The sequence below is a fragment of the Paenibacillus plantarum genome (genome assembly GCF_013141695.1).
Lineage (GTDB): Bacteria > Bacillota > Bacilli > Paenibacillales > NBRC-103111 > Paenibacillus_E > Paenibacillus_E plantarum.
Map to the genome: position 1 here is coordinate 104,708 of NZ_WHNY01000060.1, position 25,039 is coordinate 129,746.

The 25,039-nt window shown below is 47.9% G+C and carries 22 protein-coding genes and 1 riboswitch; of the genes, 14 read left to right on the forward strand and 8 right to left on the reverse strand.

The features are described from left to right. The first annotated feature begins 7 nt into the window (after positions 1–7). The 4 genes from GC096_RS18670 to GC096_RS18685 all read left to right on the forward strand — a co-directional run bounded on the left by GC096_RS18670 (position 8) and on the right by GC096_RS18685 (position 8,806). Positions 8–1,636 carry an extracellular solute-binding protein gene (locus GC096_RS18670; RefSeq protein ID WP_171632271.1) on the forward strand — a complete coding sequence of 543 codons (1,629 nt, stop codon included), beginning with the start codon at positions 8–10 and terminating at the stop codon, positions 1,634–1,636. 129 nt (positions 1,637–1,765) lie between these two features. Continuing rightward, positions 1,766–7,660, forward strand: coding sequence for an S-layer homology domain-containing protein (locus GC096_RS18675; RefSeq protein WP_171632273.1), 5,895 nt, complete (start codon positions 1,766–1,768; stop codon positions 7,658–7,660). Positions 7,661–7,892: 232 nt separating this feature from the next. Then, a complete protein-coding gene (locus GC096_RS18680; protein WP_056608162.1) occupies positions 7,893–8,171 on the forward strand; it encodes an autorepressor SdpR family transcription factor in 279 nt (92 codons plus the stop codon). Then, positions 8,168–8,806 (forward strand): SdpI family protein, encoded by a 639-nt coding sequence (locus GC096_RS18685; RefSeq protein WP_171632274.1) that lies wholly within the window; start codon positions 8,168–8,170, stop codon positions 8,804–8,806. The genes GC096_RS18680 and GC096_RS18685 overlap by 4 nt, the downstream gene beginning before the upstream one ends. Positions 8,807–8,848: 42 nt before the next feature. Here GC096_RS18685 and GC096_RS18690 read toward each other — a convergent pair whose 3' ends face one another. Both GC096_RS18690 and GC096_RS18695 read right to left on the reverse strand, forming a co-directional pair. After that, the gene (locus GC096_RS18690) at positions 8,849–9,832 is read right to left on the reverse strand and encodes a bile acid:sodium symporter family protein (RefSeq protein WP_171632276.1); all 984 of its coding nucleotides are present in this window, start codon (positions 9,830–9,832) and stop codon (positions 8,849–8,851) included. 42 nt (positions 9,833–9,874) lie between these two features. Continuing rightward, positions 9,875–10,306 carry an Lrp/AsnC family transcriptional regulator gene (locus GC096_RS18695; protein WP_171632277.1) on the reverse strand — a complete coding sequence of 144 codons (432 nt, stop codon included), beginning with the start codon at positions 10,304–10,306 and terminating at the stop codon, positions 9,875–9,877. A gap of 126 nt (positions 10,307–10,432) precedes the next feature. On the opposite strand from GC096_RS18695, the gene GC096_RS18700 reads away from it, so the two are divergent. Then, positions 10,433–11,194, forward strand: coding sequence for an MBL fold metallo-hydrolase (locus GC096_RS18700; protein WP_171632279.1), 762 nt, complete (start codon positions 10,433–10,435; stop codon positions 11,192–11,194). Between the two features lie 61 nt (positions 11,195–11,255). Here the strand turns inward: GC096_RS18700 and hflC are convergent, their stop codons facing one another. Beyond that, positions 11,256–12,128, reverse strand: coding sequence for a protease modulator HflC (hflC, locus tag GC096_RS18705; RefSeq protein WP_246302832.1), 873 nt, complete (start codon positions 12,126–12,128; stop codon positions 11,256–11,258). Beyond that, positions 12,125–13,132 (reverse strand): FtsH protease activity modulator HflK, encoded by a 1,008-nt coding sequence (hflK, locus tag GC096_RS18710; RefSeq protein WP_171632281.1) that lies wholly within the window; start codon positions 13,130–13,132, stop codon positions 12,125–12,127. The genes hflC and hflK overlap by 4 nt, the downstream gene beginning before the upstream one ends. A gap of 181 nt (positions 13,133–13,313) precedes the next feature. Further along, a riboswitch (TPP riboswitch) is annotated at positions 13,314–13,412 on the forward strand. A gap of 144 nt (positions 13,413–13,556) precedes the next feature. On the opposite strand from hflK, the gene GC096_RS18715 reads away from it, so the two are divergent. From GC096_RS18715 to GC096_RS18750, 8 genes are all read left to right on the forward strand, one after another. Then, a complete protein-coding gene (locus GC096_RS18715; RefSeq protein ID WP_171632283.1) occupies positions 13,557–14,162 on the forward strand; it encodes a thiamine phosphate synthase in 606 nt (201 codons plus the stop codon). Positions 14,163–14,177: 15 nt separating this feature from the next. Continuing rightward, positions 14,178–15,410, forward strand: a complete 1,233-nt coding sequence (gene thiO, locus GC096_RS18720) for a glycine oxidase ThiO (RefSeq protein WP_171632285.1) — start codon at positions 14,178–14,180, stop codon at positions 15,408–15,410. Beyond that, the gene (gene thiS / locus GC096_RS18725; RefSeq protein WP_171632286.1) at positions 15,394–15,597 is read left to right on the forward strand and encodes a sulfur carrier protein ThiS; all 204 of its coding nucleotides are present in this window, start codon (positions 15,394–15,396) and stop codon (positions 15,595–15,597) included. The genes thiO and thiS overlap by 17 nt, the downstream gene beginning before the upstream one ends. Before the next feature lie 4 nt (positions 15,598–15,601). Continuing rightward, positions 15,602–16,369: a thiazole synthase gene (locus GC096_RS18730; RefSeq protein ID WP_171632287.1), complete on the forward strand. Its 768-nt coding sequence runs from the start codon at positions 15,602–15,604 to the stop codon at positions 16,367–16,369. Between the two features lie 288 nt (positions 16,370–16,657). Beyond that, positions 16,658–17,500: a bifunctional hydroxymethylpyrimidine kinase/phosphomethylpyrimidine kinase gene (gene thiD / locus GC096_RS18735; protein WP_171632289.1), complete on the forward strand. Its 843-nt coding sequence runs from the start codon at positions 16,658–16,660 to the stop codon at positions 17,498–17,500. Then, a complete protein-coding gene (gene thiE, locus GC096_RS18740) occupies positions 17,497–18,156 on the forward strand; it encodes a thiamine phosphate synthase (protein WP_171632291.1) in 660 nt (219 codons plus the stop codon). The genes thiD and thiE overlap by 4 nt, the downstream gene beginning before the upstream one ends. Positions 18,157–19,332: 1,176 nt before the next feature. Further along, on the forward strand, positions 19,333–19,944 hold the full coding sequence (locus GC096_RS18745; RefSeq protein WP_056608195.1) for an ArsR/SmtB family transcription factor: 612 nt from the start codon (positions 19,333–19,335) through the stop codon (positions 19,942–19,944). Positions 19,945–19,947: 3 nt separating this feature from the next. Beyond that, positions 19,948–21,063 carry an aminopeptidase gene (locus GC096_RS18750; protein WP_171632293.1) on the forward strand — a complete coding sequence of 372 codons (1,116 nt, stop codon included), beginning with the start codon at positions 19,948–19,950 and terminating at the stop codon, positions 21,061–21,063. Positions 21,064–21,135: 72 nt separating this feature from the next. Here GC096_RS18750 and GC096_RS18755 read toward each other — a convergent pair whose 3' ends face one another. Both GC096_RS18755 and GC096_RS18760 read right to left on the reverse strand, forming a co-directional pair. Continuing rightward, complete coding sequence (locus GC096_RS18755; protein ID WP_171632295.1) at positions 21,136–21,525, reverse strand: MmcQ/YjbR family DNA-binding protein; 390 nt, start codon at positions 21,523–21,525, stop codon at positions 21,136–21,138. A gap of 52 nt (positions 21,526–21,577) precedes the next feature. After that, positions 21,578–22,429, reverse strand: a complete 852-nt coding sequence (locus tag GC096_RS18760; protein ID WP_171632297.1) for an AraC family transcriptional regulator — start codon at positions 22,427–22,429, stop codon at positions 21,578–21,580. 183 nt (positions 22,430–22,612) lie between these two features. Here GC096_RS18760 and GC096_RS18765 point away from each other — a divergent pair, with 183 nt between their 5' ends. Further along, the gene (locus GC096_RS18765; protein WP_171632298.1) at positions 22,613–23,464 is read left to right on the forward strand and encodes a sugar phosphate isomerase/epimerase family protein; all 852 of its coding nucleotides are present in this window, start codon (positions 22,613–22,615) and stop codon (positions 23,462–23,464) included. A 115-nt stretch (positions 23,465–23,579) separates the two neighbouring features. Here GC096_RS18765 and GC096_RS18770 read toward each other — a convergent pair whose 3' ends face one another. Together GC096_RS18770 and GC096_RS18775 are read right to left on the reverse strand one after the other, a co-directional pair. Continuing rightward, a complete protein-coding gene (locus GC096_RS18770) occupies positions 23,580–24,311 on the reverse strand; it encodes a nucleoside phosphorylase (RefSeq protein ID WP_171632300.1) in 732 nt (243 codons plus the stop codon). A 1-nt stretch (position 24,312) separates the two neighbouring features. Continuing rightward, a complete protein-coding gene (locus GC096_RS18775) occupies positions 24,313–24,990 on the reverse strand; it encodes a sulfite oxidase-like oxidoreductase (RefSeq protein ID WP_171632302.1) in 678 nt (225 codons plus the stop codon). Between the last annotated feature and the right edge of the window lie 49 nt (positions 24,991–25,039).

The window sequence follows — 25,039 nt, forward strand, 5'->3', positions numbered from 1 at the left end:
TTTTTATATGAAAAAGAAATATACGGCACTAATGTTAACTGTGGCTATTGCCCCATCCTTATTGGCAGGCTGTCAAAGCTCCAAGGATAAAGCGGCTTCATCCGATTCCACCGTCACCTCGCCATCGGCGTCTGCCACGGCTTCCGTTCAAGGCTACGACGGGAAAAACAATCTGAAGGTTTCCGACACCCCAGTAACCATTTCACTGTTTTATCCTTTCGGAGCTAATGGAGCGCCTAAAGGGGATATGCCTGTCTGGCAGGAAGCTGCCAAGATCACCAATGTGACCATGAAGAACATCGCCAACGCATCGATCACCGACGATCGGCAGTCGTTCAATACGATGCTGTCCTCGGGAGATTTGCCGGATATTATTCAGGGCTTCCGGACTAATATTAACCCCGTCATTTCCCAAGGGGTCTTTCTACCGCTTGACGATCTGATCAACCAATATGCCCCTAATATCAAGAAATTTCTGGCGGATTATCCCGATGCTAAACGTGCAGGCTTAGGAGCTGATGGCAAGATGTATACGATCACCGGAACTCTGGGGGGCGAGCCGGGCAAGGTGTTGCCTTCGATGGGTTACTTCCTCCGGCAGGACTGGCTCGATAAGCTCGGCCTAAAAGTGCCGAAGACGCAGGACGAGTACAAGAAGGTGCTGTATGCGTTCCGCCAGCAGGATCCGAACGGCAACGGGAAGCAGGATGAAATACCTTTCTTCTACCGTAATAAGGGCATCGGTCCGTTGCTTCAATTATGGGATGCCAAAGAAGGATGGTACATCGGCAAGGACGACAAGGTGCATCATGGTAAGGCGGAGCCGGAATACCGGACTGCGCTGAAGGAGTTGTCCCAATGGTACAAGGACGGCATTATCGATCCGGAAATTTTCACCCGTGGCTCCCAGGCTCGTCAATTTTTGCTTGGGAATAACTTGGGAGGAGCAACGATTGACTGGTTTAGTTCCACCGCAGCGGTCAACGATACAGCAAAGGCTCAGGTGCCAGCCATCAATTTTGTGGCGATCGCGCCACCAGCAGACGTGACGGGAAAGGTGAAGTTCAATCAAACCCGTGAGCCGATCCATGGGTACGCATGGGGCATTTCCGCGAAGACGAAGGACCCTGTAACGGTCATCCGGTATATGGACTTTTTCTTTAGTGAGAAAGGGGAGCGGCTTGTGGACTTCGGTCTAGAGGGTACGCATTACAAGTTGGAAAATAACGTGCCTGTTCCACTACCGGCAGCATTGACCAACCCCGGCGGATATCCAAACTTTCTGCGGAGCATTGGCGCAGGCTATGAAATCGGCAGCCGTGGTTCGTTGGTGGGGGAGTTGAGCGGGATGAACGATATTGGCAAGAAGGGCTTTACGATGTACCAAGATAGCGACTGGCTTGTGAAGCCGTTCCCTGTTCTTTCATTTACCGAAGCGGAGAAAAAAACGATCGACAGCGCGATGGCCAACATGACGCCGTTCATCGACGAATATGAGCAAAAGGGGCTGATGGCTGCTCAGGCCATCGACGCTACGTGGGATAAACATCTGGAGGAAATGAATAAGCTGAACCTTCAGATAGTGTTGGATGCCTACAACAGCGCTTATGCCCGGTTCAAGTTAGAAGCCAAATAGAAGAAGGTAAGATCATTCAAGCGGGCGGTTTAGGGAAACCTGAATCGTCCTTCCTATCGAAGCTGTGGTAGAGCATCGTTCAACAAAAAGTATGTAAGCGCATGCAATCAATGAAATGGAGGAAAGATAATGAAAATAGCAAAAAGGGCGTTAAATATGCTTCTATTTTTATCGCTCGTTGTATCCATGTTTACTGGTGTTATACCCGTTTCCGGTGCAATAGTTCCTGCAGTTGTCCCGTTATTCCATACCACTGATGGCTCAGTAATGTTCGAAGCGGAAGATACTTCCATTAATACAACTTATGTTACTGTTACTAATACAACATATGCATCAGGTGGAAAAGCTATCCTATTGAGTAAGGAGGTCAAACCACCAGCACCAGCACCAACACCAGTGGCCAGTGATCCTGGCGGTTTGGAGTTTCAAATAACACCGGACATGGCCGGGAAATATCAGATATGGATGAGATATGTATGCATTAGCGCCTCTTGTGACTCACAATGGGCATCTATAAACGGAGGCGATTATAAGTATATGGGCCCACCTCCCATCTCCAAAGACACTAACGACTATGTTTGGGTAAAATACGACACCTTCGGTTCGCTGGTTGAAGGGCAGACCTACAGCTACAGAATTCTTCCCCGTGAAACCGGAGCAAAAATTGATAAATTTATTGTTACAGCGGTGGCCAACTTTACCCCAAGCGGCATGGGGACTTTGCCAGACCCTATTGTAGTAGGTGCACGGACCCCGTTGAATCCGAATGCTTATCCTATGCCTCCTATCACTCCTCCAGCTGAGCATCCCCGATTACTGTTCAAAACGAGTGATATCCCAACTCTGAGGGCCAATTTGGCAGCGGCAGAAAACGGAGCGGCTGTTGCAGCGTACAATGAGCTTCTTGCAAATACATCAGACGGCAATTTACCGGATAAACCGGGCAGCTATAACTTTGATGGAAAGCTTTTGGGAGTAATTGAAGCAAAGGCCTTTGAGTATGCAATCAACGGTAATGAGGCATATGGCAGGCAAGCACTGTCTATGATGAAGAATGTGCTAAAAACCGTTACTTTTAAAAATTATAACCCGGACCCGGAGCGTCCCATGGGTCAAGTAATCTTCACTGCATCACAGGTATATGATTGGTGCTATCCGCTTCTGACGAAGGAGGACAAGGAAGAAATTGTTGCGGGAAGCGAACACATTGCTGCAAATGCCGATGGCGGTACAATCACAGGCATGGAAATAGGCTGGCCGCCTAATAAGCAAGGGGCAGTAACTGGCCATGGAAGTGAGGCGCAACTGCAACGCGACCTTTTATCTTTCGGTATTGCCACATACGATGAGTATCCTGATATCTATAACTATGTGGGCGGCAGATTCTTTGCTTATTGGCCGCAGGCGAGAAATTACTGGGCAACCTCCAATACCCAGCATCAAGGCAGCGCATACGGCCCATACCGCTATGATTGGGATCTCTGGAGCCAATGGATTATCAATAGAATGAGCGGGGACACCATCTATGTTCCGGACGCGGGGCTTACCTCTTATCAGTGGATATATACCCGGCGTCCGGATGGACAATTGTTGCGGGAAGGCGATGAATATAACGAAGGCGGAACCAGAGGGTCGTATTGGAACATATTGTCTCCAACTCTACTTCATGCGGCCAACTTCTACAAAGACCCTTATCTCAAGAAGGAGCTATTGAGAGAGAACCCTTTACTAAGTACATTCACCTATTCCAACTTCACGATTACGCCTGTCCAAGTACTCCTTTTCAATGATCCAGCTGTGGGGGTAAAGCCTTTGTCCGGGTTGCCGCTGACTAAGTATTTTGGCTCGCCCGTTGGGCAGATGGTTGCCAGAACAGGCTGGAACGATGGCATAAATGCTCCCGATGTAATGGCCTTTATGAAGATTGGCGAGCAGTGGGCGGCTAATCACAATCATTTGGATGTTGGCAACTTCCAGATTTATTACAAGGGAATTCTTGCGTCGGAATCGGGATTTTATGATTCTTATAACACACCGCATGATTTGAATTACAATAAACAAACCATTGCGCATAATTCGCTTCTAATCTACGATCCCAATGAACAAATGTCAGGCAGTATTGTAAATTCCGGCGGACAACGGACTCCAGGCGGAGAAGTAGGCAATTTGAGTCAGTGGATGAAGGACGGAAAGTACGAGATGGGTGTTGTGACAGGACATGAATTTGGCCCTGATCCTGTAAAACCGGATTATACGTACCTATCGGGCGATATAACCAAAGCGTACTCTGACAAAGTTAAGCAGGTTCTAAGATCCATGATGTTTCTGCCCTTGGATAATGCGGATCACCCTGCCGCTTTTATCGTAATGGATAAGATTAAATCTTCCGATCCTGCTTTCAAAAAGACATTCCTCTTGCATTCTCAGCAAGAACCGGAGATTGATGGGAATGTAACCGTTATCAAACGCAATACGGAAGGATATAATGGTATGCTGACCAACCAGACGCTTTTGCCCAAAAATCCATTGATCGATAAGCTGGGCGGTCCCAATAAAGAATACTTGATCGGTGGTAGTAACTATCCGCTTAAGACCACAATAGACCCGGTGAAAAATAGTACGGAAGCAGGATGGGGAAGGGTTGAAATTTCACCTTCGTCTCAGAATGAGACAGACTACTTCCTGAATGTCATGTATGTTGGCGATGCAGACAAGAATTTGGCAGTTGAAAATGCGAATCTTATTGAAACTGACGTTGTCGCGGGTGCGAAGATCTTTGACAAAGTTGCTATATTTGCCAAAGATTCCGCGCGTTTGGATCAAACGGTTACCTTTGATGTTTATGGCAGCGACACCGCTTTGAAGGTGAACATTGCCGGTCTGAAGGAAGGAACCTGGGCGGTAACGGTGGATAACGCTGCTATTGGCGAGCAAATTGCTACGGCTGATGGAGGGATGATATATTTCACGGCGCCTGCGGGCCATTATACATTGAATTATGTCAGTGGCAACGCCGACAAGCCTGTCGTTCCGGAGCAAAGACCAGACCATGAAGGTATTGATATTAAAATTAATAACATGTTCTTGTATTCCGCTGCTTCCGCGACTATACAAAATAACGTTGTTTTTGTGCCTATGCGGGAAGTATTGGAGAACATGAAGGCAACCTATTCGTGGGACGAGGCAACGTTAAGCGCTACGGCGGTTAACGGAAACCAAACAATAAAGCTGACTAATAATTCCGCTACAGCTTATATCGACGGTGAGGCAAAGCTGCTGGAAGCCCCTGCGAAGCTGATAAACGGCAGTTTTATGATGCCTGCAAGCTTTATTTCAGAAGCAATGGATGCTCAGGTAGTTTGGGATCCATTTGGGCGTGGCGTACACATTACGTTCAACAGAAGCGGTACAAACCCGCCAAGCCCGCTCAAGGAAGGGGTTGCCCAAATTATAAGCAGCAAAGCAAGCAAGGTTTTTGAGGAAACCTATCCCTACCTTTCATATGACGGTAATCCGGATACCCTATGGTCCGCGGAAGGCACTGCCGAATGGATATCATATGAATTCAGAAAGCCACAAACGATAGCTTCCGTATATATGCATTTTAATAAAGCAACCGCACGTCGGTCATACTTTGATATCCAGTCGTCCACGGATGGAATAAACTACAGTACCTTATTTTCCGGTGAGGGAGACGGCTTGAGCGAGGGCCAGGAATATTTTCTGGAAGTCCCTGCTACCGCTCAATACTTCAGAATACTCTGCAAGGGCAATAGTGCAAGTAGTTGGAACGCGATAAAGGAAATTGAGTTTAGATTGGCGAACTCTGCGAAAGCAATTACAGCATTTAGCTTTGCGGGCTTGAATCCGGCGGTAAATGGAACGATTGACGAAACTAACAAAACAATCGCACTGACCGTCCCATACGGAACGGATGTCACTGCGCTCGTCCCTACTTTTACATCGACAGGTGATAGCGTAAAATTAGGAAGCACTGTACAAGTGAGTGGAACAACACCGCAGAATTTCACAAGCGGAATTACGTATACAGTCGTAGCTGCTGACAGCACTATACAGAACTATACCGTAACAGTAACGGTATCCCCAGCGGTTGGAGGTGGAGGCAGCGAAGGTAGCGGTTCAACACCAAGCACCAATGCGTTGCTGGCTAGCTTGACAGTAAATCAAGTTGCGATAGCAGTTTCGCCATCGCAACTTGATTATACGGTGGACGTACCTAACTCCGTTACTAGTCTCAATTTTAACGTAACCAAAGCAGAGTCAAACCAAACTCTCACAGTTACGGGTTCTGTATATAAAACGGAAACAGGTGCCGTATATAGCACAGTAATAGGCAATGTGTATTCTTATAAAACATCAGATCTGATTGTTGGGAATAACCCAATTCAGATTGTAGTAACTGCACAGAATGGCACAAGTAACACGTATAATCTCATAATGAACCGCGAGAAGATTATTGCAACAGCAGCACCTATTCCAGTAACCAATGAACCTTTAAACATTTCAGCACCGGCAGGGGTGAATGCAAGTATACAAGCTGAACCTACCATCATTGGATCGACTGCACATGTAACTCTCCCTTTAGTGGAAGTAACAGCAACTACATCATTGGGTAACGTCAGCGTTACGATACCTAGTGGAACGACAGTTACAGCCCCAGCAGGCTGGAATGGAATTATCAACTTGCCTCAAGCACACGCAATTAACAGTGTAACAACCAATGGAACTGTTAATGCGGTTATTGAAGTGGGATCATCAGCGTATTCATTATATTTCGATAAGGCAGTAAGAATAGTTTTGCCTGGTCAATCAGGCACAAATGTCGGTTTTGTTAGTGCAGGCAATACCATAGTAACACCTATTACAACTGTGCTAACCACAGATAGCCAAGCTGTTGGCGATGCATTGCCAGCTGGTGGGGAAGGCAAGATTGATTCTGGAAGCGACTTAGTTATTTGGACGAAGCACTTCACTAAATTTGTCAGCTATACGGCAACACCAACATCAACACTAACAACTGGTGGAGGCGGAGGAGGTTCTTCCAATTCTGCTACAATTATTGCATCCATTGGGGGCACTGAAACAATCAACGGAGTAACAATCGATTTTCCTGAAGGTGCATTTGCTAGCAACTTTAAAGTAACTGTAAATAAAGCATCAAGTACGACTGGCCTACCGAAGGATGCAACATTGAAGTTGATTGGTGATGTTTATGAAATCACGAAAGACAAAGATGGTAAATTTACCAAAGCGGTAACGATCAAATTACCATTTGATATTAAAAATGTTGATTTCGAAACATCAATAGTTAGCATCTACTGGTTAAACGAAGAGACCAAGGAATGGATTCAGTTAGATAACATCCAAGTGGATAAGGATACAGGGACCGTGACTGGTTCTACCAACCATTTCACGAAATTTGCAGTATTAACTTCAGCAAGGCCAACAGATGCAGTAACTCCAGTAGCGTTTTCTGACATCGCCGGACACTGGTCTGAGGCCAACATTAAGCAAGCTGTAAGCGACGGAATCGTCTCTGGTTATCCCGACGGCACGTTCAAGCCTGAGAATGCCGTAACGCGTGCGGAATTTACGGTTATGCTGATGAATACGTTGAAGCCGAAAGTTGTAGGAGCGGCGCTGACTTTCGCAGATAGCTCGAAGATTGGAACTTGGGCGCAGAAAGCAGTAGCGCAGGCGGTACAAGCTGGCGTGATTAACGGCTATGAGGACGGCACATTCCATCCAGATGCGCAAATCACGCGTGCTGAGATGGCAGCGATGTTTGCTGGCGCTTTGGGTCAGTCGAACGAAGTAGCTACAACAACCGGCTTCGCAGATGACAAGGACATTCCAGTGTGGGCGAAATCGAGAGTTGTTTACGTGAAGCAAGCGGGCATCGTGCAAGGGAGGGAAAAGAATCTATTCGCTCCTAATGATCATGCGACAAAAGCAGAGGCTGTAACGGTTCTGTTGAATCTGTTGGCACAGAAGAGCAAGTAGAATAGGTTAGTGAGAAAGTTATTGAATAGATTCAATTCGAATAGCGGAAGCACCGCCAGACGTAGATTTTTTACGGCTTGGTGGTGCTTTTAAATTTGGAAACTCAATTCTAAAGTCACTAGCTTGCCTAGCCAAAGCAAATGAGGACACATGCCAATTGACAGGTGGGGAAAAAGGAGGTACTATTTTATTATACATTTAGATAAATATCTAAATAAGGAGGAGCTTCCATTTGAATGAGGCATTTAAAGCGCTGGCGGACCCGACTCGTCGTGAAATTTTGCAACTGCTGCGAGAAAAGAGTATGAATGCTGGCGATATTGCTGATCATTTCAAGATTAGTAAGCCGAGCATATCGCATCATTTGAACCTGCTTAAACAGGCTGGATTGGTGATGGATGAACGTCATGGACAACATATCCTGTATACCTTGCATACCACGGTTGTTGAAGACGTCATCGGATGGATGTTTAACATACTTAACAAAAAAGATGAGGAGGAATCGTCATGAAAAAATGGAAGGAGATTTTGTTACTTGTGATTAGCCTTTCCCCAGCGATCGGGGGCTTCATTCTGTATAACCGTCTTCCGGACACGATGGCGAGCCATTTTGGCGTTAATAATGAAGTGAACGGGACGATGAGCAAAGAAATGTCACTGCTCATGCTGGTGTTGCTCGGTCTGCTGCCGCTGTTCATGCGGGCTATGAGAGCGATCGATCCGAAGAAAGCAAATTTCGAGAAATTCCCTGTAGCATTTGAGGTGACGCGGTTCGGGGTTACGATCCTTTTAGCTATCGTAGGTTGGGCGATCATTGTCTTTAACTTGGGCTACAGCCTGGACTTTAAGAAAATAACGATGATATTGCTGGGCGTGCTGTTTGCTGTGATGGGGAACTTTTTAACACAAGTGAAGCCCAACTATACGTTCGGCATACGGACACCATGGACACTCGCTAACGAAGAAATTTGGAGAAAGACGCATCGTTTGGGAGGTCCGCTGATGATGATTGGCGGGATTGTTGCCTTCGTTGCAGCGTTTTTAACGAGCTCAATTGCGATTGGCATATTTATAGCTGCTATCGTCATTAGTTCCTTCATTCCGGTAATCTATTCGTATGTGATGTTTACTCGCCTTTCGAAATAAAGAGGAGCGTTTAGACTGCCAGCGATTGCTGAGCAGTCTTTTTTACATTTGTTTAACACCATTAACATGTAAGCTTGGCGTATCACTTTTCAAGGCATATTTCCGATTCAATAGAAAGCCGAAGAGGGAAGCAAGGGATTGCTGGAATAGCATACCAAGCACGACAGGGATCGCCACGGGTGGCGGGAAATAAGCTACAGCGAGTACCGCGCCCGCACTAATGTTACGCATACCACTGTTAAAAGTAAGGGCAACCACGACATCTTGTTCCCAGCGGAACAATCTAGCGACAAGCCAACCGATCATGTAGCCAAGGGAGGCCACGAGAAGCACAAATCCTGCCAAACCGAGCAGTTTTGCGTTAAAGTCACGCAAATACGGAGCGATGACGGAGCTGTTAATGGCAACGACGATGCCCATGAATATTTTCGAAAAAGGACCTAAACGTCCTCCCCATTGCTCCTTAATTTTCCCGCGCGTCCATTGATTCAGCCCCATCCCAATGAGAGAAGGAACGACGATCATGAAGAACAAGCCTTTCATCATCGCAAACGTATCGAGCTGCACTTTGGTGCCAACCAGTACAGATAGCGTATACGGTACGACAAAGGGTGAAAGAATCGTATCCATCAGGATGATCGACAACGTTAATACAATATTGCCTCGATAAATGGCCACCCACACGAAGCTTGTAATCCCTGTTGGAATGGCTGCGGCCAAAATAAGTCCCGTAATCGTCAGCGGTTCGTGACTATAGACAGCATGACCCAGTCCGAGCGCGATCAGCGGCATCCCGACATGCAAAATGAACAAAGTCGTGAGAAGAGGCAGTGGTTGAACGACGACTTTGATGAACTCTTTGAAGCTCGAAGCGATGCTCCCCGAAAAAGTCATGAAAGCAAACAACCACGGCGACAAATAAGTAAATCCTGACAAGTGACTTCCAAGTAGAACCCCGATAAGAACACTAATGGGTGTGATCAGCGGCAAAATCTTTTCTAATTGACGATTTAATTGAGGCAGCATCTAGGTGAACATCCTTTCGTGACCAGTTTGAAGCGCAGGCTGCTATTTGACTTGACCGATGGAAAGACTGACTTTGTAATTGCCATAGATAAGAAGCTCATCCAGGAACGCATTTAGTTCAAGTGGCGTATGAACGCGAACTCGCATCCAGTAGCAGCCTTCGCCGCTGACACGGTGCGTCTCTACAACACTTTCTTGATGTTGAATATAAGTGAGGAATGCTTGATGAGCAGTGTTAGATTTCATAAAAACAACGATAAACGCATGCACGACCTGACCGATTTTCTCGGGATTCCAGTTCACGGTGTAACCGGTAATGATACCGAGATCTTGGAGCTTACGTATACGTGCGCCGACCGCTTGGCCAGTTAGATGAACCTGTTGGCCAATGGCTTTGTGCGACTGAGTGGCATCTTGCAGTAAATGCTGTAAGATACGTAAATCGATTTCATCGATCGGTGGGTTGCTTAGCACGTGTTGAATTCCTTTCACAATGAAATGGAAAATCGGTTATTCTTTTCAGCAGATGGTATGGGTTATGCGCCAATTATTTTACAATTGTAGCAGAACATCAATTAGAAGATAAGAGGTGCTTTGAAAATGAAGCTTCAATTCATTCGCCATGCCACACTTTGGCTGGAATACGCTGGAATAACATGTCTCATTGATCCGATGTTTAGTGATGCAGGGGTCAATCCGCCGATTGTGAATACCGCCAACCCAAGACGGAATCCACTTGTGCCTCTGCCATTTCCAATAGCGGAAATCGGTCAACCAGACGTGATTATCGTGACCCATCTGCATGGAGATCATTGGGATGGACCAGCTGCGGAAGCACTGCCGAAAACAACGCCTATCTTGTGCCAACCAGGGGATGAAGGAGCGTTTACGGCTGCAGGGTTTACGTCGGTAACGGCCATTCAGGAGTCATTTACACTTCAGGGAGTAACCTTGTTCAGAACAAATGGGCAGCATGGGACAGGGGAGATTGGGAAGTTGATGGGGAAGGTTTCGGGCTTTGTGTTCAAAGCGGAGAACGAGCCGACACTATATCTCGCGGGAGATACGATTTGGTGTGACGATGTACAGCAAGCGTTGGAATCGCATCTGCCAGATTGGACGGTCGTTAATGCAGGCGGTGCACAATTCGAAGTGGGGGATCCCATCACCATGGATGCGAACGATGTGGTAAGCCTATGCCGCTACGCACCATTCACGAAAATCGTCGCCGTGCATATGGATGCGATCAATCACTGTCATGTGACGCGAGCGGACTTGCGGGGGAGATTGGTAGTGGAAGGGTTGTTGGAGCAGGTTGTGATTCCGGAGGATGGGGAGTGGGTGACCAAGTTCCGCAGCTAGAGAAATAAAGTAAAAAGCATACACATCCTAGGATGTGTATGCTTAACGGCGTTAACCAATATTATTTACCAAGTAAAATTTTCGTGTACGGAGAATCGATCGGCAGCATGATGACTGGCTCCCCTTTGAAGGAGACTAAGTAGCTATCCAGTGTACGATAGAAATTGTAGAAGGCAGGGTCCTGCCCGTAAGCGGAGTTGTAGATTTTAGCCGCTTCTTGCTCGCCTTCAGCCACGATCTTCTTCGCATCTGCTTGCGCTTGCGCGATCAACTCGCTTGCCTGTCTGTCGGCTTTGGAGGTGATTTTCTTGGACTCCTCATCGCCCTCGGACAAGTACTTCGCCGCAATCGATTGGCGGTCAGAGATCATCCGTTTGTACACGCTTTGCTTGTTGGAATCCGGCAGATCCGTGCGCTTAATGCGCACATCGACGATTTGGATCCCGTAGTTATCGCGCTCCATTAACTCGGAAACTTCCTTCGTAATCTCGTCGTTCAAGTTACCACGTTGGGTGTTTTCGCTAATGATATCGCTGTAATTGATCTCTGATAATTTTCGTCTAACGGTGTTGTACACTGCGGCATCAATACGCTCTTCCCCACCAGTGATCGATTGAATCGTGCGCAAGAATTGCTGAGCATCATCAATGCGCCATACCGTATAGTTATCAACTTCGATCGGTTTTTTATCTTTAGTCAAAATGGAAGTAGGCTTGCTATCATACACCATCTGATATTTGGGAAGCGTACGAACCGATTCAATGAATGGAATTTTAAAATGAATACCAGGTTCTGTTTGGATACGAACGGCTTCTCCGAATTTGAGAACGACGCGGTATTGGCCTTCTTTGACAATAAAGATGGAAATCAGGAACAAAATGACGACAACGACACCAAGGATGGATCTCATAATCCATTTGCTTTGTAAGGTCATTTCGCAGTCCCTCCAGTCGTACCAGTTGCAGCAGCAGGTGTGCGCAACAGCTCATTAATTGGTAAATATTTGACCGTTTCGCCCGTGCTGTCGCTGATGAAAATTTTGGCATTCGGCAATATTTTTTCTAACGTCTCGATGATAAGCCTGCTCTCTGTAACTGATTTATTATTGGCATACTCCGCATACAGGGCATTAAACTTCGCCACATCCCCCTGCGCATTCAAAATCCGTGATTTCTTCTGAGCTTCGGCATTCTCAAGCAGTGCTTGAGCGTTACCGCGCTCCCTTGGAAGGATATCATTTTCGTATTTCGTCGCTACGTTAATCTTCGTATTTTTCTCTTCACGCGCATTGGTGACATCTTTAAAAGCATTCTGTACATCACCAGCTGGCGGCTCGATATCTTGGAATTTCAAATCGACAATATGAATACCTGTCTGATATTTCGACTGCATCTCAATCAAACGTTCTTTGACCTTGCCTTGAACTTCGGTTTTTCCTTCTGTAATGGCAAAGTCTAACGCTGTAGCGCCAATAACGGAACGAATTGCTGCACTCGCGGAGTTACGTAGGAACAGTTCTGCATTATCAATATTGTACAAGTAGTTCCGCATGTCACTGATATTCCATTCCACCACGGCATCAGCGGATAAAATATTTTCATCCCCCGTAATCATCATCGATTCTTCTTCTACGGTTGTGATTTTACCACCCACTTCACGGAAGCCGATTTGGATCCGTTGTGTCTTTTTGGCAGGAAGTACAATCACCTGTTGAATGGGAAAAGGGAGTTTAAAGTGAAGCCCAGCTTCCTTCTCGGTCGTATATTTACCTAATGTTAAAATAGCCGCTTTCTCATGCTCCTGTACGGTGTAGAAGGTGGAAGAACCGAAAATAAGGGCGAGAACGATAACAAGGCCGATAATGATTTTGGTCATCAAGCCCGGCGGGAGAGAGGAGGGTCTTCGTCGATCTGGTTCTGGCAGTACAAATGGTTCCATGGCAAACACCCCTTAATATAAGATTTACTGATATTCTATACGGGAAGTTTTGGAAATGGTTTCAATAAGGAGACGTAATTCTCAGCAAGCTGAGAAAGACTAGGTCGATTGTAAGATGAATGGAAAATTGTTATTTCCAAGAGTTGGCTGTCATGCTATGATGATTAGTAATTGCATACGAATGAATCCCTAGGGGCGCCGAGAGGCTGAGACAGTGTAGACTGAACCCTTTGAACCTGATCTGGTTTATGCCAGCGGAGGAAAGTGGAACGAGCTTTGGAGCCGATTTTATATCTGCTTATGATGAGGCAACCTACAACCACTTTCCTGAGGAAAGTGGTTTTTTTGTGTTTATTTACTAAGTCCGGATGAGTGGCGCTGCTTAAAGAGAAGTGATATTTCGTGGAGAGGAGTCGAGCCTTGCGTGTTACAGAAAGAACTGCATGTCATATCGGGCGGGAAGCATACCTGGTCCGAGATCGCAAAGATTGCGGCGCAGATTCACCCGTATGTCACAGCGATTCATATTCGCGAGAAAACGAAGTCCTTGGACGAAGTGTTTATCGGCGTTCAGTACTTATTGGAGCAAGGGGTTCCTGCCAAAAGACTGTACGTCAACGGGTTTCCCTCTATCGCTCTAGCCTTGCAAACAGGGGGGCTTCAGCTTCCAGGCTCGACGCCTTCTCTAGTTATTCAGGATGAGTTTTGCCGTGGGATACAGCGCGTCGGAGTCTCTGTGCATCAGGCAGACGAGGCGATGTGGCGTGAAAAGGAAGGCGCCGATTATCTCATGTTCGGTCATATCTTTGCGACCAACTCTAAGCAAGGCGTGCCGCCTAGGGGCCTGGAGCAGTTAAGACAATTAGTTCATCACGTTAATATTCCGGTGATTGCGATAGGCGGGATGACACCTGCAAGGGTAAAGTCCGTTCTGGATGCAGGAGCATCCGGCATCGCAGTGATGAGTGGAATATGGGAAGCAGCGGATCCTCTCAGAGCCGTTCTGGCCTATCATGATGAGCTTCAATAAATAGAGGTGAGCGAAATGTCAGCAGCAAGATCCCATGTCATCATCGTTGGCGGTGGTGTTATCGGTACATCCATCGCGTATTACTTGGCCAAAAGAGGGCAGTCCGTAACGCTGCTAGAACGCAGCCAACTCAGCACCGAAGCCTCGGCTGCGGCAGCAGGCATGCTCGGCGCGCAGTCCGAGATGGAAGACACCGGCGCCCTGTTCCAGTGGGCGCGCCAAAGCCGTGCCATGTTCCCCGAGCTGAGCGGGGAACTGCGAGAACTCACGGGCATCGACATCGGTCTCGTCCGTGAGGGCTTGCTGAACGTCGCGCTCAGCGACGTTCAAGAGGCGGAGCTGCGCGCGCGGGAGAAGCTCCAACGCGCCGCGGGCGAGAAAGCCCAGTGGCTCAGCGCAGCTGAAGCCACGGCCATAGAGCCCGCGCTGAGCGCAGCGACGCGCGGAGCCCTGTACCTGCCCGATGATGGGCAGGTCGATGCTCCGCTGCTGGCGGCGGCATTCGCGCAGGCGGCGCAGGTGCTTGGGGCGAAGGTGCAACCGTTCGCCCAGGTGCAAGGGCTGCTGACCGCGCAGGAGCGCGTCATCGGCGTGCTGACGGCCGCTGGTTCGCTCTACAGCGACCACGTCGTCGTCGCCGCAGGCACGTGGAGCGGTCAGTTGCTTGGGAGCATCGGCATCGATTTGCCGATGTATCCCGTGAAAGGCGAGTGCTTCTCCGTTAGGACGCCGAAGCCGCTCCTGAAGAAGACCCTGTTCTCGCCAGGGTGCTATATCGTTCCAAAAGCCGGCGGACGGCTGGTGGTCGGCGCGACGGTCGTGCCGAACAGCTATGACCGCAAGGTGTCGCTCTCGGGTCTCGCCGAGCTGATGGAGCGAGCGAGGGGGCTGATGCCCACACTTGGCGATGCCGAGTGGGAGAAGGCTTGGTCGGGGCTGCGCCCGCAGACAGCCGACGGGCTGCCCTACATCGGCAAAATGCCGATGGTGGAGGGCTTGTATACAGCGTGTGGTCATTACCGCAACGGGATTCTGCTGAGCCCGATCACCGGGAAGGTGATGGCGGATTGGATTTTGGGCGGAGATGGCGCAGGAAAACAAGGGAATGATGCAAATAGTGCGATAGCCCCTTGGCTGGATGCCTTCAGCCCGGATTTTTCGCCAAAGACCACGCGAGTGAGTCAGCAGGATCAAGACACATTTTCAGCGACAGGAAAGGAATTGATAAGCATTGAAACTGCACATTAATGGTCAGCAGGTTGACGTACCCGATACGATTCGGACCGTTGTGGAGCTGCTTTCGCATTTCGACCTAAGCGACAAAATGCTCGTGGTTGAGCATAACGCAGCCATTTTACATAAAGAGGATCACGCCGGTGCTGAGCTTGCGGAAGGCCACAAAATCGAGATCGTTCATTTCGTTGGAGGAGGATAAAGATATGTTAAAAATCGGTCCATATGAGTTTCGTTCACGTTTGCTGCTAGGTACGGGGAAGTTTCCTGATTTTCAGATTCAAAAACAAGCGGTGGATATTAGTGAATCTCAAATTTTGACGTTTGCGGTTCGTCGGATGAACATTTTTGAGGCGAGTCAGCCGAATTTCTTGTCTATGCTGGACACGTCGAATTTTACGTTGCTGCCGAATACCGCTGGTGCCAAAACAGCCGAAGAAGCCGTCCGCATCGCACGTTTAGCTAAGGCTTCTGGCCTGTGCGACATGATCAAAGTCGAAGTTATTGGGGATGAAATGACGCTGCTGCCCGATCCCGTGGAAACGCTGAAAGCGTCGGAAATGCTGCTGGAGGAAGGTTTTATCGTACTTCCTTATACATCGGATGATGTGTTATTAGCGAAACGTCTGCAAGCACTAGGCGTGCATGCGATTATGCCTGGTGCATCACCGATTGGCACGGGGCAGGGGATCATTAACCCATTGAACTTGAGCTTCATCATCGAGCAAGCGACGGTTCCGGTCATCGTGGATGCAGGGATTGGTGCACCTTCAGATGCAGCTTTGGCGATGGAAATGGGAGCAGACGGTGTGCTGCTGAACACGGCGGTATCCGGGGCGAAGGATCCTGTCAAAATGGCTTATGCCATGAAACTCGCGATCGAAGCGGGACGCGCGGGCTTTGAAGCGGGGCGCATTCCGAAGAAGCGATATGCGTCGGCGAGCAGTCCGATGGATGGGTTGAGTCGGGTGTAGGTTTTGGGTTTTGGGTCTGGTCTGGTCTAAGTCTTGGTCTTGGTCTTGGTCTTGGTCTCCCCTTGGCTAACGGACACAGGGACCGTTATTTGGTGTATAGATGAAGTTTTAAAAAGCTAACGGACACAGAGGTCGCTATTCAGTCGAATTTCCTGCTCATTTGGAGAATTCAGCTGCAATAACGACTACCGTGTCCGTTAGATTATGGAGATAGCGATATAGGCGACGATAGCGTCTGCCATGTCCGTTAGGACGAATAGTTGCGAAAAGTAAGTAGGGGGGAGTACCGTGGCGATTTACAAAGCATTGACGATAGCCGGCTCGGACAGTGGCGGTGGCGCAGGCATTCAGGCAGATTTGAAGACATTCCAAGAAATAGGCGTATACGGAATGTCCGTGATTACGGCTGTAACCGCGCAGAATACACTAGGTGTGCAAGGGGTTTATCCAATGAGCGCAGAGGCTGTCGAACGCCAACTGGCCTCTATTGGTGAAGATTTACGACCAGATGCGCTCAAAACGGGGATGCTGTTCAGCGGAGAAATTATTCGCATTGTAGCCGCGGCGATTAAGAAATATACATGGGAGCAAATTGTTGTAGACCCGGTGATGATCGCCAAGGGTGGAGCTTCGCTGTTGCAGCAAGAGGCGATTGACGCGATGATTCATTCCTTGCTGCCCCTAGCTGATGTGGTGACGCCAAATATTCCTGAAGCGGAGGCGCTTAGCGGGATGTTGATTACGGACAGAGAATCTCGGCAGAAGGCGGCCTTGCGAATTCATGCATACGGCTGCAAGCATGTGATGATCAAAGGTGGCCATGAAGCAAATACGGAGCAGGCGACGGATTTGCTGTATGATGGAGCTTCCTTTACGGAGTTCACGTCCAAAAGATTAGTTACACAGCATACGCATGGAACAGGCTGCACATTTGCAGCTGCTTTGACTTCGGGGTTAGCTCAGGGACTTACGACTAAGACGTCTTTGCAGTTGGCGAAGAACTTCATCCAAGCTGCGATTTCGGAGCCATTACATATCGGAAGCGGTCATGGACCGACGAATCATTGGGCGTATCAGCAGGGTGTTCGAGCTGCTGAGTCCAAAGATACGACCACGCGAGGTGTGCGATGAGCGTCGTATTGAAGGCTGAGGAGCTGCGCAAAGCTCTTCGTTTGTATTTGGTGATGGGCAGCCCGAATTGTGGCGGGGCTGACCCGTATGAAGTGCTGGAAGCCGCCATCGATGGCGGCATCACGATGTTTCAACTGCGCGAGAAGGGCCCCGGCGCCCTGCAGGGGCCAGAGCTGCTCGCGCTAGGCGTGCGGCTGAGCCGCCTTTGCGCGCAGCGCGGGATCCCGTTCATCGTGAACGATGATGAACGGCTCGCTCTAGAGCTTGAGGCAGATGGTATCCACATCGGCCAAGAGGATGCCCCAGCCGCCGCGGTGCGCGAGCGGCTGCCGAATATGATCGTGGGCGTCTCGGCCCACGATCTGGGCGAAGCCCAGTCGGCGTTGGCCGAAGGCGCCGACTATCTCGGCGTAGGCCCCCAGTACGCCACGCGCACGAAGCTCGATGCGCGTGAGGTCCAGGGGCCTGCCGTACTGGCGCGGATGCGCGCAGGCGGCATCCAGCTGCCGCTCGTGGGCATCGGGGGGATCGATGCCACGAATGCAGGCGCCGTCATCCGCGCAGGGGCGGACGGCGTGGCAGTGGTGAGCGCCATCGCGGGTGCGCGCTCGCCGCGCGAAGCTGCAGCGGCGTTGCGCACGCTGCTTTTCCCGTAGCGTAGCGCTCCGGGTCCTCATTCGTATCTTCCGCCACCACAGCGCTATCAAATGACAAAAATCATTTTCTGTTAGCGGAAGAACTCGGTTTAAGTAATTGAAGTTGAAGAATGCATCCCCACCTTAGTTAATGAATAACAACTGACAAAAATAATTTTTTGTAATTCGAAAATGCTGGTTATGAGCATTTGATAGAGTAGCCCTTGAGGTCCTCATTCGCATCTTCCGCCACCACAGCGCTATCAAGTGACAAAAATCATTTTCTGTTAGTTGAAGATCTCGGTTTGAGTAAGTGATAGTGGAACAGCACATTCCCGCCTCAGGTTAATGAATAACAACTGACAAAAATCATTTTCTGTTAGTTGAAGAACTCGGTTTGAGTAAGTGATAGTGGAACAGCGCATTCCCGCCTTAGGTTAATGAATAACAACTGACAAAAATCATTTTTTGTAAGTCGAAATTGCTGGTTATGAACATTTGATAGAGTAGCCCTTCAGGTCCTCATTCGCATCTTCCGCCACCACAGCGCTATCAAATGACAAAAATCATTTTCTGTTAGCCGAAGAATTCGGTTTAAATAATTGAAAGTTGATCAATCCATCCCCACCTTAGGTTAAAGAATAACAACTGACAAAAATCATTTTTTGTAAGTCGAAATTGCTGGTTATGAGCATTTGATAGAGTAGCCCTCCAGGCCCTCATTCGTATCTTCCGCCAACACGACGCTATCAAATGACAAAAATCCTTTTCTGTCATCTGAAGTACTATTGAATTACTAGTTTTAAACAATCGTAGATGAGAGAGTTCCATTGAATGGAGCCATACAGCCTAGCTCGGTAATTTATTGGTGACGTTTCTACCTTTAATGGTGACAGAAACGTCCCTTTTTGCTACCATAGTAGAAAGCTTAATTTCGGTAATCCTTTAAAGCGGTGAAATGTCGCATGGAAAAAGGCCTCGTACTGAATCATTAGGTAGTCTGAAACCGCAATTGACATAGATTCTGTTTAGCATTATGATACGGTTAAAAAGATTTGACCGTCGTTTAATTAATCTCTTTAAGAGATTATAAGAAGACCAAGAGGCGCTTGTAGCAAGGCTTTTTCGGGGTAAAACTCGTTCTAGCATTGGGTACATTCGTTAATCTTGGTACTGGAGAGGGAGGTCGGATCCACGATGAAACTGCAGCCTGTTTATATCATTGAAGAACTCGAACAACTCAAAACAATTAGTGATCCACTTCGCGCTAGAGTACTGCTATATCTCATAGAGAAAGCTTATACGGGTCAGCAGTTGGCTAAACTGTTAGGGATGGCGCGTGCTAAGGTGCATTATCATTTGAATGAGCTTGAACGTCATAATTTGATTTGCGTTGTTCGTACGGAGCTTAAGAATGGCATTGTGCAAAAATTTTATCGTGCTGTAGCACGTGGTTTTGTGCCTGGAGAGAACTTGCTCCCGTATGTTTCGGAGGTAGAAAATTATTACCGAGAACGTACATTAAGTGTACTTGGACATGCTAGAAACAGAGCGATTAATGCCCCAGAAGAGGCGTTTCAAATTCCATCGCCAGACCGATCCCAGTGGCCGATTATCATGACGCAGGTTGAAGTCAAAATGAGTAAAGCGAAATATGCCGAATGGTTAAGGAAATTCCGTGCGCTTATTTATGAACTAGATGCCGAGCAAGAGGAGAATGGGGAATGGTTCTATTTGACGACGGTCGGCTTTCAGACACATGAAAGAGGCTTTGACCCCATCGAACCCGCCAATGAAGAGGAGAGATAACACATGCTGGATCCTAGATTAACTAAGCTTGCTGATGTATTGGTGAATTATTCAGTTAAGGCACAGCCAGGTGAAAATATTTTAATTGAAGCTTATGGGATTGATTCTGCCCTTGTGAAAGAAATCGTCAAAAAGGTTCATGCCGCGGGTGCACATCCTTTTGTTAACTTGCGCGATCATGCTGTGATTCGTGAGCTGGTTATGAACGGTACGGAAGCTCAAATGCAAACATGGGCAGATGCAGATGCCTTCCAAATGAAACAAATGAACGGTTACATCGGTGTACGCGGCGGCGCGAACATTTATGAACTGTCGGATATTCCGGCTGATCGGATGAAGTTGTACAATTCCGTGTACTATCAACAGGTACATTTCGATGTTCGCATCAAGGATACAAGATGGGTTGTTCTTCGTTACCCAACTTCTTCGATGGCTCAGCTTGCGAGTATGAGTACGGATGCGTTCGAGGATTTCTATTTCAATGTATGTACGATGGACTACGGCAAAATGTCCAAAGCGATGGATCCGTTGAAAGAGCTTATGGATCGCACAGATAAAGTACGTCTTGTCGGTCCAGGTACGGATTTGACGTTCTCGATCAAAGGCATCGGCGGCGTGAAATGCGACGGCGAGCTGAACATTCCAGATGGCGAAGTGTACTCCGCACCGGTCCGTGATTCGGTAAACGGTGTTATTTCATATAACACACCTTCACCGCATGATGGCTTTATTTTCGAGAACGTGGTGCTTCATTTCGAAAATGGTAAAATCGTTAAAGCGACTGCGAATGACACGGATCGTATCAATGAAATTTTCGACATGGATGAAGGTGCGCGCTATGTAGGTGAGTTCGCGATCGGCGTGAATCCTTATATTCAGCACCCGATGAAAGATATTCTGTTCGATGAGAAAATCGATGGCAGCTTCCACTTCACCCCTGGGAATTGTTATGATGATGCCTACAACGGTAACAAATCTTCGCTGCACTGGGATATGGTGAACATCCAACGTCCTGAGTATGGCGGCGGCGAAATTTGGTTTGACGATGTGTTGATCCGTAAAGACGGTATCTTCGTATTGCCTGAGCTTCTCGTATTAAATCCAGAGAACTTGAAATAGGTTCTTCATAGCTAAAAAGGTTGCCCAAGTCTTTGAGACCTGGGCAACCTTTTTTTGTAATAAACAACGGGGCTATGATATTGTGGCTTTCAACTGTTGGACAAGCTTCTTAGGTGCTGTTCGCGCGTATCCTTCTACGATCAAATCCTCGATCTCTGCCCACGGCACAAGATCAATATTCATAATGCTAACCCAGCCATGCTGGCCGATATAAGGCGTCTTCTTATAAGCTGTGCCGTCTTGGCCTAGGAGGAACTCTTGTGTAGTAAGGTTCGTTTTGAGCGAGGTTGAAACTTGCGTATCTCTCTCACCTATAAAAATAAAAGGTTTGTCTTTGACACGAAAGGTGGTGTGGCCAAAGCCATCAACCTTTTCTGCTACTTCCGGCAGTTTTGTGCAAAAATCGCGGATTCTGGCAACCAGCGCCAGTCCTTGCGGGGATGCAATTGGACTGTGGGACACAAAGGTCAACTCCTAAGTATGGATTGGATTTTCCAAGACAAGCAGCTGCTTATTACACTCGTCGTTGCTGCGATTGGTATTGACGAGGGGGGAGGCCGACGGCCTTTTTAAAAGTCCGAATGAAGTTCGAATAATCGTTGAAGCCAGCCAACTGGCACGTGTCGGTGACGGTGGAGCCTTCGCGCAGCAAATGTTTGGCCCTAGCGATACGCTTGAAGAGGATATGCTCGTGAATGGTGCTGCCTGTATGCTTTTTGAAAAGTCGGCAAAGGTAGGAGCGATTCATGAAGACGACTTGTTCGAGTATCTCGAGCGACAGGTCCTGATCTAAATTTTCATCAATGTAGGTGAAGAGAGAAGAAAGCTTGTCTGGCATCATGACCTGTTCTTCTTGTTTCCCTTGATTCTGGAAGATTCTATTAATAAAAACGAGCAGCTCAATAAAGGTTGCAAAATATAAGATCTCTGAACCTGGCAGTGCTTGCGGGCGGCGATGCATTTCCATACGATCATAAAGTTTCATGATGTCGTCAATTTGCGGCGGCGTCAGTCTCATCCGATTTTGCTCACCAAAAACACGATTATTGAAGCAGTTCAACAAGTCGAACTGATGAGAATTAACATGTTGCAGCAGCGCTGGATTGAAATGAATGACCACGTTCTCGTAGCGCTGTTTCTTCGATTGGAAATTAGGCCGATGAAGCTCATTGCTATGCATGATCAGCAGGTCGCCGTACTGTAGGGGATAGACTTGCTTTTCAATGAAATAATGGACATCGCCGGTAAGGAAGAAATAGATTTCATAATGGTCCTGATGCTGGTGAAAGTCCAACGGTAATGGATTATGGGTTACAGCGTGTCGGAAAGTCAACAGCCGATCCAGATTTTTGTACATTTCCTGCATGTGAAGATCTCCTCTGTGATTGGAGTCAATATTAGCAAACTTTTGCCCAATTAATGCAATGAATACGTTTTTATTATACTGCAAAATATAGGAGAGATAAACATTCAACCTGATCTTGCTAGTACCTAAGCTTATGCTTACGATGCTAGTTTTTCTAGCGAAAAACTTTTAGGAGGCTTATATATGAAATTATCCGTATTTACTGTCGCTACACCAGACTTTACACCTGAAGAGCTTGCTAAAGCTGCTGCCGCTGCTGGTATCACTGGCATTGAGTGGCGCTTCAAAGATATCCCTGCGGACGCAGTGGGAGAGACGCCATCGTTCTGGAGAAACAATCTGTGCTCCATCGACCCGGCTGCTTCAGATGCAGAACTAGACCGCTTCAAGCAAGCAGCTCTGAACGAGAACCTTGTGAACCTGAGCATTACACCTTATTTGAATGACTGTAATGTTGCTGAAACGGAGCATGTGTTTAAAGCAGCTCAAAAAATCGGCGTGCCATTCATCCGTGTTGGCGTACCTGGTTATGATAAAAGCAAAAACTACAATGATTTGTTTGCTAAAGCAGTGGACTACCTTCACCATGTCCAAGAACTTTCCCAGCAGTACGGCGTTAAAGGTTTAGTGGAGACGCACCACAATACAATCACTGCGAGTGCTGGTCTGGCTCATAGACTCGTATCAGGTTTCAAACCGGAGAACATTGGTGTGCTTCACGATGCGGGCAACATGGTGCATGAAGGCTTCGAGAACCACCGTATGGGTCTTGAATTGCTAGGGCCTTACCTTGCACATGTGCATGTTAAGAATGCGTCATGGACACTTTCAGGTGAAGAGCAAGATGGTATTAAGCTTTGGAAAAGCGGATGGACACCGATTGATGCAGGTATCGTGAACTGGAAGCAAGTGCTGGATGATTTGAAAGCAGTTGGCTACGATGGTTACCTTGGTATTGAAGATTTCAGCGGTCAATTCGGTTCACAAGAGATGCTGAATAACTTCTCAGCGAAAGTGAAGCAATTGTTAGCGTAAGCGAATAAAGATAGCGAAAAACCTTCAAATCCACTGAAAAGTGGGGGTGAAGGTTTTTTGGTCTTACAGATAGAAAGCCCGTCAGGAATTTCCTGACGGGCTTTTTAATATAGCGTTAGTTGTCTTCCGTATGCAACTTCACCATCGCACGAATCGCAGCATCAATTTCTCGCTCAATGGCGCCAGAAACGACATCGGTATGCGGGTTGTACACTTCCCGCAGATCGGCATCTGCATAGCCGTCCAAGGCAACGATGGCGCCAGCACGCGCACCACGCAGCGAAGCAATAACGTAGAGGGCGGCAATTTCCATCTCAACGGCCAAAGCGCCAGCTTGCTTGTATTTACGATGAGGAAATTCCTCGACCCCTTGGAAGAAAGCATCCAAGGTTACTGTAATGCCTTGCTTCACGAGTCCGTCCGTTTCAGAAGTGGCTTCATACAGCGCTCGAGTAACCGCGTGATCAGCTACAGCGGGGAAGCCGTGTGGAACTAACTGGCGAGTTAAGCCTTCTTCACGTACCGCGGCTGTACTTACAACGAGACTTCCTGGGGGGACGTCGGCGGAGTAAGATCCAGCGGTTCCAACGCGAATCAGCGTCGTTACGCCGCCTTTGATGAGCTCCTCGAAACAAACTGCCGCTCCTGGCGACCCGACACCATGACTTACGACGGTGATGGGAACGCCATCTTTTTCACCTACGAAAGTTCGATATTCTCGGCTGAAGGAAAGCTCACGTGCATTGTCCAACTTGCGGGAGATAGCCTCCGCTCGGAACGGATCACCGCACACGATAGCATAGGGAGATAAGTCTTCTGTATTAACTTGTAAGATGGATAAAAGCAACTTAATCAAACTCCTTTCTGACCCACTCATCTTCGGGGATTGGAATGGCTTCGCCGGAGAAGCGTTGTTCTTCGAACGGATCTGCGACGTTATGGAAGCCATTGCGTTCCCAGAAGCCTTCGCGATCTTCCGACATGAACTCGATGCCGCGAATCCATTTGGCACTTTTCCAGAAATACAAATGCGGAACAACAAGACGAAGCGGCCAACCATGCTTAAGCGTGAGTGGCTTGCCATCGAAAGTCGTTGCCAGCAAGATATCATCTCCCATGAGATCGGCGAGTGGCACATTCGTTTCATAGTCATTGTCCGCATGGATCATGACATATTTTCCTTCGGGTTTTACATCGATCAGTTGAAGGAAATCTCGGAAGCGCACACCTTCCCATACGGTATCCAGCTTGGACCAACGGGTCACACAGTGAATATCGCATTGGATTTGTGTGTGTGGTAATGCCAATATGTCGTCATAGCTGAATGTTTTCTCTTCGGCTACTTCTCCAAAAACGCGCAGCGACCACGCGGCGATATCGTATTTCGGAACTTCTCCTTCATGTAAAATAGGAAAACGGTCCGTCAGGACTTGACCAGGTGGAATCCGACCAGCAAGCTCTGGTGGAACGTCTACAGCGGGGATTTGCATGCGTTTGATGCGCTCCGCTTTGGTGTCTTTACTCATCTGCCATCCTCCTAAAAGTTTTCCTTTAGGAAAACTCACTTCGTAAGCG

What these genes read in the sequence shown, in the direction of transcription:
- GC096_RS18745 (WP_056608195.1), top strand. Translation starts at nt 19,333, where the DNA reads ATGAAACTGCAGCCTGTTTATATCATTGAAGAACTCGAACAACTCAAA.
- GC096_RS18675 (WP_171632273.1), top strand. Translation starts at nt 1,766, where the DNA reads ATGAAAATAGCAAAAAGGGCGTTAAATATGCTTCTATTTTTATCGCTC.
- GC096_RS18700 (WP_171632279.1), top strand. Translation starts at nt 10,433, where the DNA reads ATGAAGCTTCAATTCATTCGCCATGCCACACTTTGGCTGGAATACGCT.
- GC096_RS18760 (WP_171632297.1), bottom strand. Translation starts at nt 22,429, where the DNA reads ATGCAGGAAATGTACAAAAATCTGGATCGGCTGTTGACTTTCCGACAC.
- GC096_RS18690 (WP_171632276.1), bottom strand. Translation starts at nt 9,832, where the DNA reads ATGCTGCCTCAATTAAATCGTCAATTAGAAAAGATTTTGCCGCTGATC.
- GC096_RS18730 (WP_171632287.1), top strand. Translation starts at nt 15,602, where the DNA reads ATGTTAAAAATCGGTCCATATGAGTTTCGTTCACGTTTGCTGCTAGGT.
- GC096_RS18765 (WP_171632298.1), top strand. Translation starts at nt 22,613, where the DNA reads ATGAAATTATCCGTATTTACTGTCGCTACACCAGACTTTACACCTGAA.
- thiO (WP_171632285.1), top strand. Translation starts at nt 14,178, where the DNA reads ATGTCAGCAGCAAGATCCCATGTCATCATCGTTGGCGGTGGTGTTATC.
- hflC (WP_246302832.1), bottom strand. Translation starts at nt 12,128, where the DNA reads ATGACCTTACAAAGCAAATGGATTATGAGATCCATCCTTGGTGTCGTT.
- hflK (WP_171632281.1), bottom strand. Translation starts at nt 13,132, where the DNA reads ATGGAACCATTTGTACTGCCAGAACCAGATCGACGAAGACCCTCCTCT.
- GC096_RS18685 (WP_171632274.1), top strand. Translation starts at nt 8,168, where the DNA reads ATGAAAAAATGGAAGGAGATTTTGTTACTTGTGATTAGCCTTTCCCCA.
- GC096_RS18775 (WP_171632302.1), bottom strand. Translation starts at nt 24,990, where the DNA reads ATGAGTAAAGACACCAAAGCGGAGCGCATCAAACGCATGCAAATCCCC.
- GC096_RS18670 (WP_171632271.1), top strand. Translation starts at nt 8, where the DNA reads ATGAAAAAGAAATATACGGCACTAATGTTAACTGTGGCTATTGCCCCA.
- GC096_RS18750 (WP_171632293.1), top strand. Translation starts at nt 19,948, where the DNA reads ATGCTGGATCCTAGATTAACTAAGCTTGCTGATGTATTGGTGAATTAT.
- thiE (WP_171632291.1), top strand. Translation starts at nt 17,497, where the DNA reads ATGAGCGTCGTATTGAAGGCTGAGGAGCTGCGCAAAGCTCTTCGTTTG.